This is a genomic window from Streptomyces sp. AgN23 (assembly GCF_001598115.1).
In the GTDB taxonomy this organism is placed as follows: domain Bacteria; phylum Actinomycetota; class Actinomycetes; order Streptomycetales; family Streptomycetaceae; genus Streptomyces; species Streptomyces antimycoticus.
Genome location: NZ_CP007153.1, coordinates 6426557 through 6441661, shown reverse-complemented (window position 1 = coordinate 6441661; position 15105 = coordinate 6426557). Strand labels below are relative to the sequence as shown.

Genomic DNA, 15105 nt, shown 5'->3' with positions numbered 1-15105 from the left:
ATGCACGGTGAAGGCGCTCGGACAAACCACAAGAATTCGGATACGTTCACCGAACGTTTCTGGTGCATTCCGTTCAGGCGATGAGGCGAGACCATGCGCTATCTGGCCGAAGGGCTCCGGCTTCCCACCAACGCACTCGATTACACGATCCTGATCCTCTACTTCGTCGTCGTGCTCGGCGTGGGATTCGCCGCCAGAGCGAGCGTCAAGACCAGCCTCGACTTCTTTCTCTCCGGCCGGTCGCTGCCCGCGTGGGTCACCGGACTGGCCTTCGTCGCCGCGAACCTGGGCGCCCTGGAGATCCTGGGAATGGCCGCCAACGGCGCGCAGTACGGCGTGTACACCGTGCACTGGTACTGGGTCGGGGCGATTCCGGCCATGGTCTTCCTCGGCCTGGTGATGATGCCGTTCTACTACGGTTCCAAGGTACGGTCCGTCCCCGAGTTCCTGCTGCACCGCTACGGACCGTCCTCGCATCTGCTCAGCTCGATCATCTTCTCGATCGCGTCCGTACTGATCGCGGGCGTGAACCTCTACGCGATGGCGATCGTGGTGGAGGCGCTGCTGGGCTGGCCGCAGTGGGTGGCGATCGTGGTCGCGGGGATCTTCGTGCTCGCGTACATCACCCTCGGCGGGCTCTCCTCGGCCATCTACAACGAGGTGCTGCAGTTCTTCGTGATCCTGGCCGCCCTCATCCCGCTCACCGTGATCGGCCTGCGGCGGATCGGCGGCTTCGGCGGGCTCAAGGACTCGCTGGTGGACTCCCACGGCCCCAATTTCGTCTCCGCCTGGGGCGGCACCGGCATCGGCTCCCCCAACCCGCTGGGGGCCAACTGGCTGACCATCGTGCTGGGCCTCGGCTTCTGCCTGAGCTTCGGCTACTGGACGACCAACTTCGCCGAGGTGCAGCGCGCCCTGTCGGCCAGGAACCTCTCGGCCGCCCAGCGCACCCCGCTGATCGCCGCGTTCCCGAAGATGTTCATCCCACTGATCGTGGTGGTCCCGGGGCTGATCGCGCTGTCCATGGCCCCCGAGATCGGCTCGAAGAAGAGCGGTCTGCAGTACAACGACGCGATTCCGCTGCTGATGAGCGAGCTGCTGCCGAACGGGGTGCTGGGGCTCGCGGTGACCGGGCTGCTGGCCGCCTTCATGGCGGGCATGGCGGCCAATGTGTCGTCCTTCAACACGGTCTTCACCCACGACATCTGGCGGGCGTACGTCAGAAAGGACCGGCCGGACGGGTACTACCTGCTGACCGGGCGGGTGGTGACGGCGATCGGCGTGCTGGCCGGTATGGGGACGGCCGTCATCGCCTCATCGTTCAGCAACATCATGAACTACCTCCAGACGCTGTTCTCGTTCTTCAACGTGCCGCTGTTCTGCGTCTTCATCATCGGGATGTTCTGGAAGCGGGCCACCGCCCAGGCCGGGTTCTGGGGGCTGCTCTGCGGCACCGTGGCCGCGATGATCAACTACTTCTGGCTCTACCGGGCCGGCGTCATCTCCATCCCCAGCGACCAGGGCGCCAACTTCGTCTCCGCCATCGTGGCGTTCGTGGTCGGCGGGGTGGTGATGGTCGCGGTGACCCCGTTCACCACGCCCAAGCCGGTGGAGTCGCTGGCCGGTCTGGTCTACGGCACCACCGCGCCTGGTGTGGCCGAGCCGCCGGTGCCGGGCGACGAGGCGTGGTACCGCCGCCCGGCCGTGCTGGGCTGGAGCGCGCTGGTCCTCGCGGCCCTGTGCTACATCCCGTTCTCCCTGTAAGCCTCCGGCGGATAAGGAGCCCACGCCATGAGTGAGGAGTACGCATACCGGTCCGAGGTCGAGGAGCTGGAGCAGAGGTCGGCGACCGCGGCGCGGCTGTTCGATGTGCGGCGGATCATCGGCGGGCTGTTCGTGATCTACGCGATCATCGTCCTCATCGCCGGATTCACCGCCTCGGACGCGGATGTGAAGAAGGCTTCGGGCATCAACATCAACCTCTGGACCGGATGGTGCATGCTCGCGGTCGGCCTGCTCTTCCTGCTGTGGATGAAACTCAGGCCGCTGTCCGCCCCGGGGACCGCGCCCAAGCCGGAGACCGGGCCGGAGGGCGGGGCAGGGACCGGGACAGGGCCCGGAGAACCCGGAGCCGGAGAGGGCTGAGCCGGAGAGGGCTGAGCGGCGCTGGCCGCCGCGCGCCGGGGCGCGCGGGCCCGGGCCACCGCGAACCAGCCGGCAGGGCTGCCGGCCCGCCGACGCGGGCTACGGCGCCGACGACGTGGGCGGCTGCGGCGCGGGCGACGCGATCCGGCGGGACGCCGCGCGGTCCAGCAGCCCGGTGCGTGCCGCCAGGGCCGCCGCCTCCAGCCGTGAGCCCACCCCGAGCTTCATCAGCACCCGCTGCACATGGGTGCGGGCCGTGCTGGGGGCGATCCCCATACCCGCCGCGATCAGCCGGGTGTCCTCGCCCTCGGCGACCCGCACCAGCACCTCCACCTCGCGCGGGGTCAGCATGCGCAGCAGCCGGGCCCCCTCGTCGTCGGGCTGGGCCGCGGGGTTGAGCAGCTCCGCGAAGGCCCCCTGGAGAAGCTGGGGCGCCACGGCGGCCTCGCCGGCGCGCGCCTTCATCATGGCGCGTTCGACGCCCTCGATCCGCTCGTCGTGGCGCACATAGCCGGACGCCCCGGCGGCGAAGGCGGCGGCTATGCCGCGTGGGCTCGGCACCGGGCCGAGCACCACGACCGCGACCTGCGGCCGCTCCTTCTTGATCTGCACCACCGGGTCGAACACCCCTGGTTCGGCGGGTGACGCCGTGCCCAGCAGGCACACCTCCGGTGCCCGGCTCACCACCAGGTCCGCCGCGCCCGCGCTCGGTGCCGCCGCGGCGAGCACCCGGTGCCCGCGCAGCTTCAGCGCCGAGGCGAGCGCCTCCGCGAGCAGACGGTGGTCATCGACCACCATGAGTCGCACGCCCATGAGCTCCCCCCCCCCATTCGCTCAGGGGGGAAAGCTACACGCTTGTTCGACGTTGCGCGCCCCTTACCGGGCAGAAGCCCCCCGGAATGCCGAAGTCCCGGCCATTAGTGCCTACTTGAGGTCCGGTTGACGTCCGAATCGGACCGATGCGGCCGAGTTCCGCGCGAGCGCGTGCCCCGGCGCTCCGCCGGGGCGAAAAGCGGCGGCCCCGCCCGTACGGTGGGTACGGGCGGGGCCGCCGGGAGCTGAGCGGACGTCGAAGGGGTCAGCTCGCGCCGAAGATGATCGCCAGCGGGTCGTCCTTGTCGTAGGTGCCCGAGGGCTTGGTGGCGTAGACGTCGCTCATGAACAGATGCTTCCCGGAGTAGATGATCTCCGAGTAGCTGGGGCTGAACTTCGACTCCATCTCGTGGGAGGCGACGGGGTTCTGCAGCAGCTTGGTCTTGGCGTACGACTTGGGGTCGATCTGCCAGACCGCGCCACCGGCCTCCCAGGTGCTCTCCTGGTAGGCGAGGACGGAGCCGTTCTCGTCGAGCCCGAGCGGGGTGAGCGCGGCGCCCTTGACCCCGTCCGTCTTCCCGATCGGCTTGCCGTTGGCCAGGCTGAACGCCACGATCTCGTTGGCCGTCGCGGCGGAGGAGTCGGTGCGGTCCTCGGAGCCGAGGAAGAGGGTGTTGGCCGACTTGGAGACGGCGAACTTCCGGCAGCCCTCGACGTTGGTCGAGTCGCACTTGGCGTCGTACTTGCCGTTCTCTGTGCCGATCTTGCCGAGCACCTTGCCGGTCTTGGCGCTGTCGTCGATGGACAGGAAGTCCGAGACCGCCGAGCCGGTCGAGTCACCGGCGTCGAGGCCGATCACCAGCGGGTCGGTGGAGGCGACATGGACGTAGTCGATGCCCTGCGAGACCTTGTAGGCCGACTTCACGGCGCCCGTCTTCGGGTTCAGCGTCTGGACCTGGATCTGCGGGTTGTCGTAGTCGCCGCAGCGGCGCACCGCGACCAGCTTGTCCTCGCCGCCCGCGTAGCCGTCGTCCGAGCACTGCTCACCGGACTTCGGCTTCCACAGCGCCTGGCCCGAGGTGGACCAGGCGGCGCCGCCGCTGGTGCCACCCGCGGCCACGGTGCCGCCGCCGAGGGTGACCTCGTCGAAGCGGACCTTCTCGTCACCCTCCTTGACGTTCCGGTGCCAGAGCATCTTGCCGTTCTTGAGGTCCAGCAGCCCGACCTCGGTGCAGCCGGGGTACTTGTCCTTGGCCGACGGCTTGGCCCCCTGGTAGAGGACCGTGGTCAGCCCGTCCTTGGTGAGGTGGTCCGAGGACCAGCAGACCGCGCCGTCCAGCGGGATCGTCCACTTCGCGGTGCCGCCGCTGAGCGGATAGCCGACGATCTTGTAGACGTCGGCCTTCACGAAGGTGTCGTCGGTGACCCACATGCCCTCGACGGTGATCTGGTCGGAGACCTTGGGCATCGGAACCTTGTTGAGCAGTTTGGCGTCTACGGTCTTGGCGGGCTTGTCCCCGCCGCCCGTGGAACCGCTTGAAGAAGATCCCTGGCTGGACTCTTTGTCCTTGCCCTTGGCCTCGCTGCCGCCGCCGTCGTCCTTGGTGGCGAACCAGATGCCGCCGCCGATGATCAGCGCGACCGCGACCACGGCGCTGACGATGATCGCCATGCGCTGCTTGGACTGGCCGGAGCCGCCCGGGCCGGGGCTGCCGGGGAACTGGGGCTGCGGCGGCTGGCCGTACTGCTGCTGGCCGTAAGGCTGCTGGCCGAATTGCGACTGGCCGTAAGGCTGCTGGCCGTACTGCGGCTGCCCGTACTGCGGCTGCCCGTAAGGCTGCTGGCCGGCGCCCGGCTGCTCCGGGTAGCCGTAGCCGCCGGCGCCCGGCGGGGGCGTCTGCGGCGGGGCGGGCGGTGCCGCCGGGGGCGGAGGCGGGGTCTGCGGTGGCTGACCGGGCGCCTGCGGATAGCCGTAACCCTGCTGGCCCGGAGGCGGCGTGGGCGGCTGCTGCGGATAGCCGTAACCAGGATCCTGCGGTGCCCCGAAGCCGCCCTGCGGCGGCTGGTTGGGCGGCGGAGGCGGCTGTGACATGCGAAATCCTTCAGGTGCGGGACCCATCGACCGACCGGCCTCCCCCGCGATCCCGGTGGTCAAGCCCTCCGGGAAGGAGCGAATCGGACGTGGAACCCCGCCATTGAGCGGAAGGCAGGCGGGAGTTCTTTGTATCACCCGTAAGGGGCGCAATAGGGACCAGTTTCCAGGTCATCGACCAGCTGAGACCGGCCTGTGACGCGACCGTTGCCAGGGCGCGCGCCAGGGCCGCACAGTCTCTTCACACGATGCTTTCAGGCCACTCACATCGGAGGTGGCCCGCCCCTTGTCCCGCCGCCGTTCAGGCGTCGTCGGCCAGTTCCAGCCACCGGGTCTCCAGGTCGTCCCGCTCCCCCGTCAGCTCGCGCAGTTGGGTGTCGAGCTCGGCGACCTTCGCGAAGTCCGTGGCGTGCTCGGCGATCCGCGTATGCAGGTCGGACTCCTGCTCGCTGATCCGGTCCAACCGCCGCTCGATCTTCTGGAGTTCCTTCTTCGCGGCGCGCTGCTCGGCCGCCGACCGCTGCCGGGCGACCTGTTCGTCCGGCTTCTGCTTGGCGGGCGCGGCGGCCGGGGTGGCCGCGGCCAGGGCGCGCTGCCGCCGCTCCAGGTACTCGTCCACGCCGCGCGGCAGCATCCGCAAGGCGGCGTCGCCCAGCAGCGCGAGCACCCGGTCGGTGGTGCGCTCGATGAAGTAGCGGTCGTGGCTGATGACCACGAGTGAGCCGGGCCAGCTGTCGAGCACGTCCTCGAGCTGGGTCAGGGTCTCGATGTCGAGGTCGTTGGTGGGCTCGTCCAGGAAGAGCACATTGGGCTCGTCCATCAGCAGCCGCAGGATCTGCAGCCGGCGCCGCTCACCGCCGGAGAGATCGCCGACCGGGGTCCACTGCTTCTCCTTGGTGAAGCCGAACTTCTCGCACAGCTGGGAGGCGGTCATCTCCCGGCCCCTGCCGAGGTCGACGCGCTGCCGCACCTGCTCGACCGCCTCCAGGACCCGCAGGTTCCGGTCGAGTTCGGCGACCTCCTGGGAGAGATACGCGAGCTTTACGGTCTTGCCGACCGTGATCCGGCCCGCGGCGGGCTGCTGTTCGCCCTCGCTGCGGGCGGCCTCGGACAGGGCGCGCAGCAGCGAGGTCTTGCCCGCGCCGTTCACCCCCACCAGGCCGATCCGGTCGCCGGGCCCCAGCTGCCAGGTCAGATGCTTGAGCAGCACCTTGGGCCCGGCGGTGACGGTCACGTCCTCCAGGTCGAAGACGGTCTTGCCGAGCCGGGAGTTCGCGAACCGCATCAGCTCGGCGCTGTCGCGCGGCGCCGGCACATCGGCGATCAGCGCGTTGGCGGCCTCGATGCGGAAGCGGGGCTTGCTGGTGCGGGCGGGGGCGCCGCGGCGCAGCCAGGCGAGCTCCTTGCGCATCAGGTTCTGCCGCTTGGCCTCCTCGCTGGCGGCGATGCGCTCGCGCTCGGCGCGGGCGAAGACGTAGTCGCTGTAGCCGCCCTCGTACTCATGGACGGCGCCGCGCTGGACGTCCCACATCCGGGTGCAGACCTGGTCGAGGAACCAGCGGTCGTGGGTGACCACCACCAGGGCCGAGCGGCGGGCGCGCAGATGCCCGGCGAGCCAGGAGATGCCCTCGACGTCGAGGTGGTTGGTGGGCTCGTCGAGGACGATCAGGTCCTGCTCGGCGATCAGCAGCTTGGCGAGCGCGATACGGCGGCGCTCACCGCCGGAGAGGGGGCCGATGACGGTGTCGAGCCCCTGGGGGAAGCCGGCCAGGTCGAGCCCGCCGAACAGCCCGGTGAGCACATCCCGGATCTTGGCGTCACCGGCCCACTCGTGGTCGGCGAGATCGCCGATCACCTCATGGCGGACGGTGGCCTCGGGGTCGAGGGAGTCGTGCTGGGTGAGCACGCCGAGCCGCAGACCCCCGGAGTGGGTGACGCGGCCGTCGTCGGCGGGCTCCAGCTTGGCGAGGATCCGGATGAGCGTGGTCTTGCCGTCGCCGTTGCGGCCGACGACGCCGATGCGGTCGCCCTCGTTCACCCCGAGGGAGACGCCGTCCAGCAGCGCACGCGTGCCGTACACCTTGCCGACGGATTCAACGTTGACCAGGTTGGTCGCCATCACACTCCATTACGCGGATCGATCGGCTCCCCAGGGTAGTCGCCGTGCGGGGCGCCTCGCTCAGGCGTCCACGAGCCGTGCCCCGGGGACCGGGCCCGAGGTGATCCGGACCGAGCGGCAGGTGCCCGAGGCGGCCAGCGCGTCCGCCACCGCCCGCGCGGCCTCGGGGTCCTTGGCCAGGAAGGCGCAGGTCGGCCCGGAGCCGGAGACGAGGGAGGCGAGCGCGCCCGCGTCCGCACCGGCGCGCAGTGTGGCGGCGAGCGCGGGGCGCAGCGAGAGCGCGGCGGGCTGCAGATCGTTGGAGACGACGGCGGCCAGCGCGGTGGCGTCGCCGGTGCGCAGCGCGTCCAGCAGCGCCGGGGAGGGCTCGGGGTCCGGGACGTCGGCGACGCCCGCGCCGGCGCCGGACGCCTCGCGCAGCCGGTCGCATTCGCGGTAGACGGCGGGGGTGGACAGGCCGCCGTCGGCCAGGGCGAACACCCAGTGGAAGGTGCCGCCGGTCTCCAGCGGGGTCAGCAGCTCGCCCCGGCCCCGGCCGAGGGCGACGCCGCCGACGAGGCCGAACGGGATGTCGCTGCCCAAGTCGGCGCAGATGTCGAGGAGTTCCTCGCGCGTCGCCTTCGTCCCCCACAGCGCGTCGCAGGCCAGCAGCGCCCCGGCGGCGTCGGCGCTGCCGCCCGCCATGCCGCCCGCGACGGGGATGTCCTTGGCGATGTGGAGGTGGACAGCGGGCGCGATGCCGTGCCGTTCGGCGAGGGCGACGGCGGCGCGGGCGGCCAGGTTGGTGTGATCCAGCGGCACCTGACCGGCGTCCGCGCCCTCGACGGTGATGCGGAGGGTGTCGGCGGGGGTGGCGGTGACCTCGTCGTGGAGCCCGACGGCGAGGAAGACGTTGGCCAGGTCGTGGAACCCGTCGGGACGCAGCCCGCCGACCGCGAGCTGGACGTTGACCTTGGCGGGCACACGGGCGGTCACGGGGCGGGTCACGGGGCTCCTCGGTGGGGTTCGGTGTTCCGGTGCGGCCATTGTCCCGTCTGTGGGGGTGGGGAACGAGGCCGCCGCAGGCGGGGCCGGGGTCAGGCCGCTGGGCCGTGTTCGGCGATTGCGGCGAAGTCCTCCACCGTCAGCGATTCCCCGCGCGCCTGCGGGGAGACCCCGGCGGCCTTCAGGGCCTCCTCCGCGGCCCCCGCAGACCCGGCCCAGCCCGCGAGCGCCGCCCTGAGCGTCTTGCGGCGCTGGGCGAACGCCGCGTCGACGACCGCGAAGACCTCGTCCCGGGTGGCGGTGGTGCGCAGCGGCTCGTCCCGGCGTATCAGCGAGACCAGACCGGAGTCGACGTTGGGGGCGGGCCAGAAGACGTTGCGGCCGATCGCGCCCGCGCGCTTGACGTGGGCGTACCAGGCGGCCTTCACGGAGGGGACGCCGTAGACCTTGGAGCCGGGTGGGGCGGCGAGCCGGTCGGCGACTTCGGACTGGACCATGACCAGGGTCCGCTCGATGGTCGGGAAGCGCCCGAGCATATGGAGCAGCACGGGCACGGCGACGTTGTAGGGCAGGTTGGCGACCAGGGCGGTCGGGGCGGGGCCCGGCAGTTCGGTCAGCCGCAGGGCGTCGTGGTGCACCAGCGCGAAGTGGTCGGCGCGGTGCGGCAGCCGGGCCTCGACGGTGGCGGGGAGCGCGGCGGCGAGGACGTCGTCGATCTCGACGGCGGTGACCCGGTCGGCGGCCTCCAGCAGCGCGAGGGTCAGCGAGCCGAGCCCGGGGCCGACCTCGACGACCACGTCCTCGGGGCGTACCCCGGCGGTCCGGACGATCCGGCGGACCGTGTTGGCGTCGATGACGAAGTTCTGGCCGCGCTGCTTGGTCGGGCGTACGCCGAGCCGTGCCGCGAGGGCGCGGATGTCGGCGGGGCCGAGCAGGACGTCGGGATCGGTGGAGCTCACCGGCAAAGTTTAGGGGGTCACTGGTGGAGCTTGCGGCCGCACGTCGGCCAGGGGCCGGTGCCGCGCTGCTGGTAGAGCTTTTTGGCGCGGTAGGTCTGTTCGGCCGGGGGCGCGTCCTGGGGGCGGCCGTGGCCGCCGAGGTCGTGCCAGGTGCCCTGGTCGAGCTGGTAGAGGCCGCCGTAGCGGCCGGAGCCGTCGACCGCGTCCGCCCGGCCGCCCGATTCGCAGTGCGCCATCGCCCGCCAGTTGAGCCCGTCGGCCGGGCCGCCGACCCGGGCGGGCACGATCATGGTGCCGACCCGCACGATCCGGGCCACGGGCGGCTTGACGATCTCGCTGCGGAGCTTCCGCGGGCGCTGCCGTACGCCGTTGACGCTGCGCACCCGGTAGCTGGTGCGCAGGGTGCCCGGTTCACCGGGCCGTTCCACGAGTTCGGTGCCCTTGGGGAGGGTGGGGTCGGCGCGGCGGACGGTGGTGAAGGGCACCGGCTCGTCCCGGACCTCCTTGCCGCCGGTGATCCGCATCACCGTCACCGTCTGGCCGTCACGCGGGAAGCTGTCCTGGGGGACCGAGGTGGTGTCCTGGCCGCGCAGGGTGAGCCCGGTGGCGGCGAGGGCCTCGCCGACGGTGGCCGCGTTCGTGCGGACGGTGTGTTCGCGCCCGTCGGCGAGGAAGGTGACGGTGCGCTCGGTGCGGACGTGCAGGAGCAGGCCGCGGCTGGTGATGGCGGCGGAGCGGGAGGCGGAGAGATACGCGCCCTCGGCACGTACGCCCAGTTGGCGCAGTGCGCCGTCAACCGTGTGGGCGGTGGTCCACACCCGGCGGCGCTCCCCGTCGAGGGTGAGGGTGACCGGGCGGCCGTAGCGGACGGCGATCTCGTCGCCGTTGGCGAGCCGCTCCCCGGGCGCGGGGGCGACGATGTCGTGCTCGCCGACGTGGACGTCCTCGTCCGCCAGCAGCTCGCCCACGTCGTCGGCGTAGGTGTGCAGGGTGCGCGCGTCGCCGTCGACGCTGAGCCGTACGGCCTTGTCCTGGGCGACGAAGGCGGAGGTGCCGCCCGCCAGCGCGGCGACCACCATCGCCTGCGGCAGCAGCCGGCGCATCGGGTCGGTCCGGCCGGCGAAGCCGCGGCGGGCGGCTCGGCGGGCGGCGGCTCGGCCGCCCGAGACACGGTGGCTGCCCCTACGGCTCACAAGAACACTCCGGTAACACTCCACAAGTCCACTGGTCAGGGCGTTGAGTCCGGGACTGTAGCGGAGTGGGGGTGACTCTCCAAAGCGACACCATCACCCACGGTGATCACTCGCTTCGGATCGCCACCGCCCCTCAGGAGGCGCCACCGCCCCCTCAATAGCCGAAGACACGCGCCGTATTGGCCGCTACGGCGGTCGCCAGGGTGTCCTCGGGGACGCCCTTGACCTCGGCCATGGCCCGCAGGGTGAGCGGAATCAGATACGGAGCGTTAGGCCGTCCGCGGTAGGGGACGGGGGTCAGGAACGGCGCGTCGGTCTCGACGAGGACGAGGTCGAGCGGGGCGACGGCGAGGGCGTCACGCAGCGGCTGGGCGTTCTTGAAGGTGACGTTGCCCGCGAACGACATGTAGTAGCCGCGCTCGGCGCAGACCTTCGCCATGGTCGCGTCGCCGGAGTAGCAGTGGAAGACGACGGTGTCGGGCGCGCCCTCCTCGGCGAGCACCCGCAGCACGTCGTCGTGGGCCTCGCGGTCGTGGATGACCAGCGCCTTGCCGTGCTCCTTGGCGATGGCGACATGGCGGCGGAACGAGCGCTCCTGGGCGGCCATGCCGTCGGGGCCAGTGCGGAAGCAGTCCAGGCCGGTCTCGCCCACGCCCCGCACCTGGGGCAGGGCGGCGAGGGCCGCTATCTGGTCGAGGGCCGCGTCCAGGGCGGCGTCCCCGCCGGGCTGCCGCGCCCCCTGCCGGGACCAGCCGTCGGGGTCGCCGAGGACGATGCGGGGCGCCTCGTTGGGGTGCAGGGCCACGGTGGCCCAGACGCTCTCGTGCGCCGCCGCGGTCTCGGCCGCCCACCGGGACCCGGCCAGATCGCACCCCACCTGGACGACGGTCGTCACGCCGACCGAGGCGGCCTTGGCCAGTGCCTCCTCGACCGTGCCCGGCTGCATGTCCAGGTGGGTGTGGGAATCGGCGACCGGGACCCGCAGGGGCTCCGGCGGCGGCGGGGGCGCGTCCTTTTCCTTTTGCGCGCCGCTCGCCTTGCCGCTGCCGCCGGGGGTCGATGCTGTTTTCGCCATGGTCGCGATTCTATGAATCCCGGTGAATGTGCGGTGAATCGCGTCCGGCCGCTCAGTTGCCCCGCGCCCGGCTCAGGTGAACCGGCTCAGGTGAACCGGCCCATCTGAACCCGCTCAGGCGAAACAGCTCAGATGAAGCGGAACGTACTCAGTCGCGGTGGTGCTGAAAGGGGTGCAGCAGATTCGCCAGATGCCAATGGTGCGCCCGGCGTCGTGCGGGGCCCTCGTTTTCCGGCGCGTGATCCGTCCCGGTGTCCGCCCCGGCCTCCGCCCCAGCCGTCCCGTCCGGCGCACCGGTGCCCGCCTCCGAGCCCCGGGCGGTGTGCGGCCTCCCGCGCCGCGCACCCTCCAGGACCGAGGAGACCTGCCCCGAGCGCATGATCCGCACCAGATGCGCACCGCAGTTGACGCAGTCGGGGCTCGTCAGCGGGGACGGAACGCGCAGGCCGCCGGTGAAGTAGACGACGAAGGCCCGGCCCTCGCCGTCCACGTGGTGTTCGATGTCGTACGACCGCTCCCAGCCGTGCCCGCACTTCATGCAGGCGAAGGCGTAGGCCTCGTGTGCCACCTCGCCGGGCCCGGCGGAGGGGGTGTGGGCGGCTATCGGATGAGCACCGCTCGAGGTTCCCGCTATATCGCTCATGGCAGCTCCTCTTGTCACACAGGACAAGTCTTCCGGGATGGGATCGCCCCAGGTCTTCCCCACCCAGTGGACGCCTTTCCCGGCGCTACCGCATCGGCCCTTCCCTCTCTTTGAGCGAGATTTGGCACCGGCCTTCCCAAAACCGGCACACAGCTGCCCGGCCAGTAACCTGAGCTTTGCCTTTCGCTACGGTGCTTTACCTTCTCGTGGCGCGCCTCCCGTCGCGTTCTTCGCCGCCACCACGGCGTCGAACACCTGCCGTTTGGGCAGCCCGGCCTCCTGTGCGACCGCCGCGATGGCCTCCTTACGGCGCTCACCGGCCTCCTCGCGCACCGCGACCCGGCGGGCCAGCTCGGCGGGGCCCGCCTCCTCGGGGCCGGGCGCGGGGGCGCCCTCGACCACGATGGTGATCTCGCCGCGCACGCCCTCCGCCGCCCAGGCGGCCAGCTCCGCCAGCGGGCCGCGCCGCACCTCCTCGTACGTCTTGGTCAGCTCCCGGCACACCGCGGCGCGGCGGTCCGGGCCGAACACCTCGGCCATGGCCGCCAGGGTGTCGTCCAGCCGGTGCGGGGCCTCGAACCAGACCAGGGTGCGGCGCTCGTCGGCGACCTCGCGCAGCCGCGTCAGCCGCTCCCCCGCCTTGCGCGGCGGGAACCCCTCGAAGCAGAAGCGGTCCACCGGCAGCCCGGACACGGCCAGGGCGGTGAGCACCGCGGACGGGCCGGGCACGGCGGTGACGGTGATCCCGCGCTCCACGGCGGCGGCCACCAGGCGGTAGCCGGGGTCGGAGACCGACGGCATGCCCGCGTCGGTGACCAGCAGCACCCGGGCCCCCTCGGCCAGCGACTCGACCAGCTCGGGTGTGCGGGCCGACTCGTTGCCCTCGAAATAGGACACCACCCGCGCGGCCGGGCGCACATCCAGGGCCTGGGTGAGGCGGCGCAGCCGCCGGGTGTCCTCGGCGGCGATCACGTCGGCGGCCGCGAGTTCGGCGGCCAGCCTCGGGGGCGCGTCCGCCGTGTCGCCGATGGGGGTCCCTGCCAGTACGAGCGTTCCAGTCACGCCCACCATCCTCGCAGCCGCCACGCGGCGGCCCCGCGCGCCCGGCGCCCCGGGTACGAATCCCCGGTTCGCCGCCTTTCCCCACCACACTCACAGGCCCCTTCCCTACGATGGCCCGGTGAGCAGTGACACCGCGACCCACGCCCAGCCGGGCAAAGCCACCGGCCAGCAGCAGCCGGCCTGGCAGCGCCGGCTGCGCCGCTTCGGATACGCGGGCCAGACCCGGCCCGGCGTACGGGAGCGGCTGGTCCCGCCGTACGCGGAGCCGGGCACCCGGCTCTGGGAGGTCTTCGGCGCGACCCCCTCGGCGGCGGCCAGAATCGCCCGCTGGAGCGGCTGGGGCGGTCCGCTGCTGGTCGCGCTGTGCGCCGGGCTGACCCGCTTCTGGCGGCTGGGCAGCCCGGACAACGTCATATTCGACGAGACGTACTACGCCAAGGACGCCTGGTCGATCTGGGAGTACGGCTACGAGGGCACCTGGCCGAAAGCCGCCAACGACCGGATCCTGGAGACCCCGCAGCACATCCCGCTCAGCGACGCGGCCTCGTATGTGGTGCACCCGCCGGTGGGCAAGTGGGTGATCGGCCTCGGCGAGCAGCTCTTCGGGCTGCATCCGTTCGGCTGGCGCTTCATGGTCGCGCTGCTCGGCACGGTCTCGGTGCTGATGCTGTGCCGGATCGGGCGGCGGCTGTTCCGGTCGACGTTCCTCGGCTGTCTGGCGGGCGCGCTGATGGCCGTGGACGGGCTGCACTACGTGATGAGCCGCACGGCCCTGCTCGACCTGGTCGTGATGTTCTTCGTGCTGGCCGCCTTCGGCTGCCTGCTCGTCGACCGGGACCAGGCGCGCGCCAGGCTGGCCGCGGCACTGCCGGCCGGTGAGGACGGCACGCCGCGGACGGACCCGGCGGTCGGGCGGGGCCTGAAGCTGGGCGCGCGGCCGTGGCGGATCGCGGCCGGGGTGCTGCTGGGCCTGGCCATCGGCACCAAGTGGAACGGGCTGTATGTGCTGGCGGCCTTCGGCCTGATGACCGTCCTGTGGGATGTGGGCAGCCGCCGTACGGCGGGCGCCCTCCGTCCCTACCGGGCGGTGCTGCGGCGCGACCTGGGCTGGGCGTTCGTCTCGCTGGTGCCTGTGGCGATCGTCACGTACATCGCCTCCTGGTCGGGCTGGTTCGCCTCGAGCGGCACCTTCGACCGGGGGCGCGGCTGGCAGCACAGCGGCTACTTCCGGCACTGGGCCGAATCGCGGAAGCCGGACGGCGGCGGCTACGGCACCGGCGGCGCCTTCGACTGGCTGCTCAACCCGCTGCGCAGCCTGTGGCACTACGAGTCCGAGGTCTACCAGTTCCACGTCAACCTGGACTCGCCGCATGTCTACCAGTCCAATCCGTGGAGCTGGATGGTGCAGTCCCGCCCGGTCTCGTACTTCTACGAGTCCCCGCGGGCCGGCCAGGAGGGCTGCCCCACCGACGCCGCCGAGAAGTGCGCCCGCGAGGTGCTGGCGCTCGGCACCCCGCTGCTGTGGTGGACGGCCTGTTTCGCGCTGCTGTACCTGCTGTTCCGGTGGGCGCTGCGGCGCGACTGGCGGGCGGGCGCGATCCTGTGCGGGATCGCGGCGGGCTATCTGCCGTGGTTCCTCTACCAGGACCGGACGATCTTCTCCTTCTACGCCGTCGTCTTCGTGCCCTTCCTGTGCCTGGCGGTGGCGATGATGATCGGCGCGCTGCTGGGGCCACCGGGGGCGAGCGAGACCCGCCGGGTGATCGGCGCCGTCGGCTCGGGCGCGCTCGTCCTGCTGATCATCTGGAACTTCATCTACTTCTTCCCGCTCTACACCGGCCAGACGATCCCCATGGACGCCTGGCGCGCCCGGATGTGGCTCGATACCTGGATCTGATCCCCGGCCCGCCGTCCGGATCCGGCCCCCGCCCCCGCGCCTCCTACGGTGAGGGCGCGGGGGCTTCGCTCGGTGCCGGTAGAGTGCCGGACACCGCGGCCTCCATCGGCTGATGGAGAGAAT

Annotated in this window: 12 protein-coding genes; 3 read left to right on the top strand and 9 right to left on the bottom strand. The window is 71.8% G+C overall.

Annotation, left to right across the window (positions count from 1 at the left end; genetic code table 11):
* Positions 1 to 93: 93 nt before the first annotated feature.
* Both AS97_RS28045 and AS97_RS28040 read left to right on the top strand, forming a co-directional pair.
* A complete protein-coding gene (locus AS97_RS28045; protein WP_059144731.1) occupies positions 94 to 1764 on the top strand; it encodes a sodium:solute symporter family protein in 1671 nt (556 codons plus the stop codon).
* A 27-nt stretch (positions 1765 to 1791) separates the two neighbouring features.
* Positions 1792 to 2145: a hypothetical protein gene (locus AS97_RS28040; protein ID WP_210565866.1), complete on the top strand. Its 354-nt coding sequence runs from the start codon at positions 1792 to 1794 to the stop codon at positions 2143 to 2145.
* Positions 2146 to 2244: 99 nt separating this feature from the next.
* Here the strand turns inward: AS97_RS28040 and AS97_RS28035 are convergent, their stop codons facing one another.
* The 9 genes from AS97_RS28035 to rsmI all read right to left on the bottom strand — a co-directional run bounded on the left by AS97_RS28035 (position 2245) and on the right by rsmI (position 13085).
* A complete protein-coding gene (locus tag AS97_RS28035) occupies positions 2245 to 2958 on the bottom strand; it encodes a LuxR C-terminal-related transcriptional regulator (RefSeq protein ID WP_210565865.1) in 714 nt (237 codons plus the stop codon).
* Between the two features lie 265 nt (positions 2959 to 3223).
* Positions 3224 to 5050 carry a hypothetical protein gene (locus tag AS97_RS28030; RefSeq protein WP_210565864.1) on the bottom strand — a complete coding sequence of 609 codons (1827 nt, stop codon included), beginning with the start codon at positions 5048 to 5050 and terminating at the stop codon, positions 3224 to 3226.
* A gap of 301 nt (positions 5051 to 5351) precedes the next feature.
* Positions 5352 to 7169 carry an ABC-F family ATP-binding cassette domain-containing protein gene (locus AS97_RS28025; RefSeq protein ID WP_210565863.1) on the bottom strand — a complete coding sequence of 606 codons (1818 nt, stop codon included), beginning with the start codon at positions 7167 to 7169 and terminating at the stop codon, positions 5352 to 5354.
* Positions 7170 to 7229: 60 nt separating this feature from the next.
* Positions 7230 to 8156, bottom strand: a complete 927-nt coding sequence (locus tag AS97_RS28020; protein WP_247204515.1) for a 4-(cytidine 5'-diphospho)-2-C-methyl-D-erythritol kinase — start codon at positions 8154 to 8156, stop codon at positions 7230 to 7232.
* Between the two features lie 89 nt (positions 8157 to 8245).
* Positions 8246 to 9112, bottom strand: coding sequence for a 16S rRNA (adenine(1518)-N(6)/adenine(1519)-N(6))-dimethyltransferase RsmA (rsmA, locus tag AS97_RS28015; RefSeq protein WP_059144775.1), 867 nt, complete (start codon positions 9110 to 9112; stop codon positions 8246 to 8248).
* A gap of 17 nt (positions 9113 to 9129) precedes the next feature.
* Positions 9130 to 10305, bottom strand: coding sequence for a resuscitation-promoting factor (locus tag AS97_RS28010; protein WP_282615692.1), 1176 nt, complete (start codon positions 10303 to 10305; stop codon positions 9130 to 9132).
* 154 nt (positions 10306 to 10459) lie between these two features.
* The gene (locus AS97_RS28005; protein WP_086711870.1) at positions 10460 to 11380 is read right to left on the bottom strand and encodes a TatD family hydrolase; all 921 of its coding nucleotides are present in this window, start codon (positions 11378 to 11380) and stop codon (positions 10460 to 10462) included.
* A gap of 148 nt (positions 11381 to 11528) precedes the next feature.
* On the bottom strand, positions 11529 to 12023 hold the full coding sequence (locus AS97_RS28000; RefSeq protein ID WP_210565861.1) for a hypothetical protein: 495 nt from the start codon (positions 12021 to 12023) through the stop codon (positions 11529 to 11531).
* 186 nt (positions 12024 to 12209) lie between these two features.
* Positions 12210 to 13085: a 16S rRNA (cytidine(1402)-2'-O)-methyltransferase gene (gene rsmI, locus AS97_RS27995; RefSeq protein WP_059144740.1), complete on the bottom strand. Its 876-nt coding sequence runs from the start codon at positions 13083 to 13085 to the stop codon at positions 12210 to 12212.
* Positions 13086 to 13203: 118 nt separating this feature from the next.
* Here rsmI and AS97_RS27990 point away from each other — a divergent pair, with 118 nt between their 5' ends.
* Positions 13204 to 14982: a phospholipid carrier-dependent glycosyltransferase gene (locus tag AS97_RS27990; protein ID WP_210565860.1), complete on the top strand. Its 1779-nt coding sequence runs from the start codon at positions 13204 to 13206 to the stop codon at positions 14980 to 14982.
* Positions 14983 to 15105: the final 123 nt, after the last annotated feature.

Excerpts from the sequence above, each read along its gene's own strand:
- AS97_RS28045 (WP_059144731.1), top strand. The coding sequence starts at position 94 with ATGCGCTATCTGGCCGAAGGGCTCCGGCTTCCCACCAACGCACTCGAT.
- AS97_RS28040 (WP_210565866.1), top strand. The coding sequence starts at position 1,792 with ATGAGTGAGGAGTACGCATACCGGTCCGAGGTCGAGGAGCTGGAGCAG.
- AS97_RS28035 (WP_210565865.1), bottom strand. The coding sequence starts at position 2,958 with ATGGGCGTGCGACTCATGGTGGTCGATGACCACCGTCTGCTCGCGGAG.
- AS97_RS28030 (WP_210565864.1), bottom strand. The coding sequence starts at position 5,050 with ATGTCACAGCCGCCTCCGCCGCCCAACCAGCCGCCGCAGGGCGGCTTC.
- AS97_RS28025 (WP_210565863.1), bottom strand. The coding sequence starts at position 7,169 with ATGGCGACCAACCTGGTCAACGTTGAATCCGTCGGCAAGGTGTACGGC.
- AS97_RS28005 (WP_086711870.1), bottom strand. The coding sequence starts at position 11,380 with ATGGCGAAAACAGCATCGACCCCCGGCGGCAGCGGCAAGGCGAGCGGC.
- AS97_RS28000 (WP_210565861.1), bottom strand. The coding sequence starts at position 12,023 with ATGAGCGATATAGCGGGAACCTCGAGCGGTGCTCATCCGATAGCCGCC.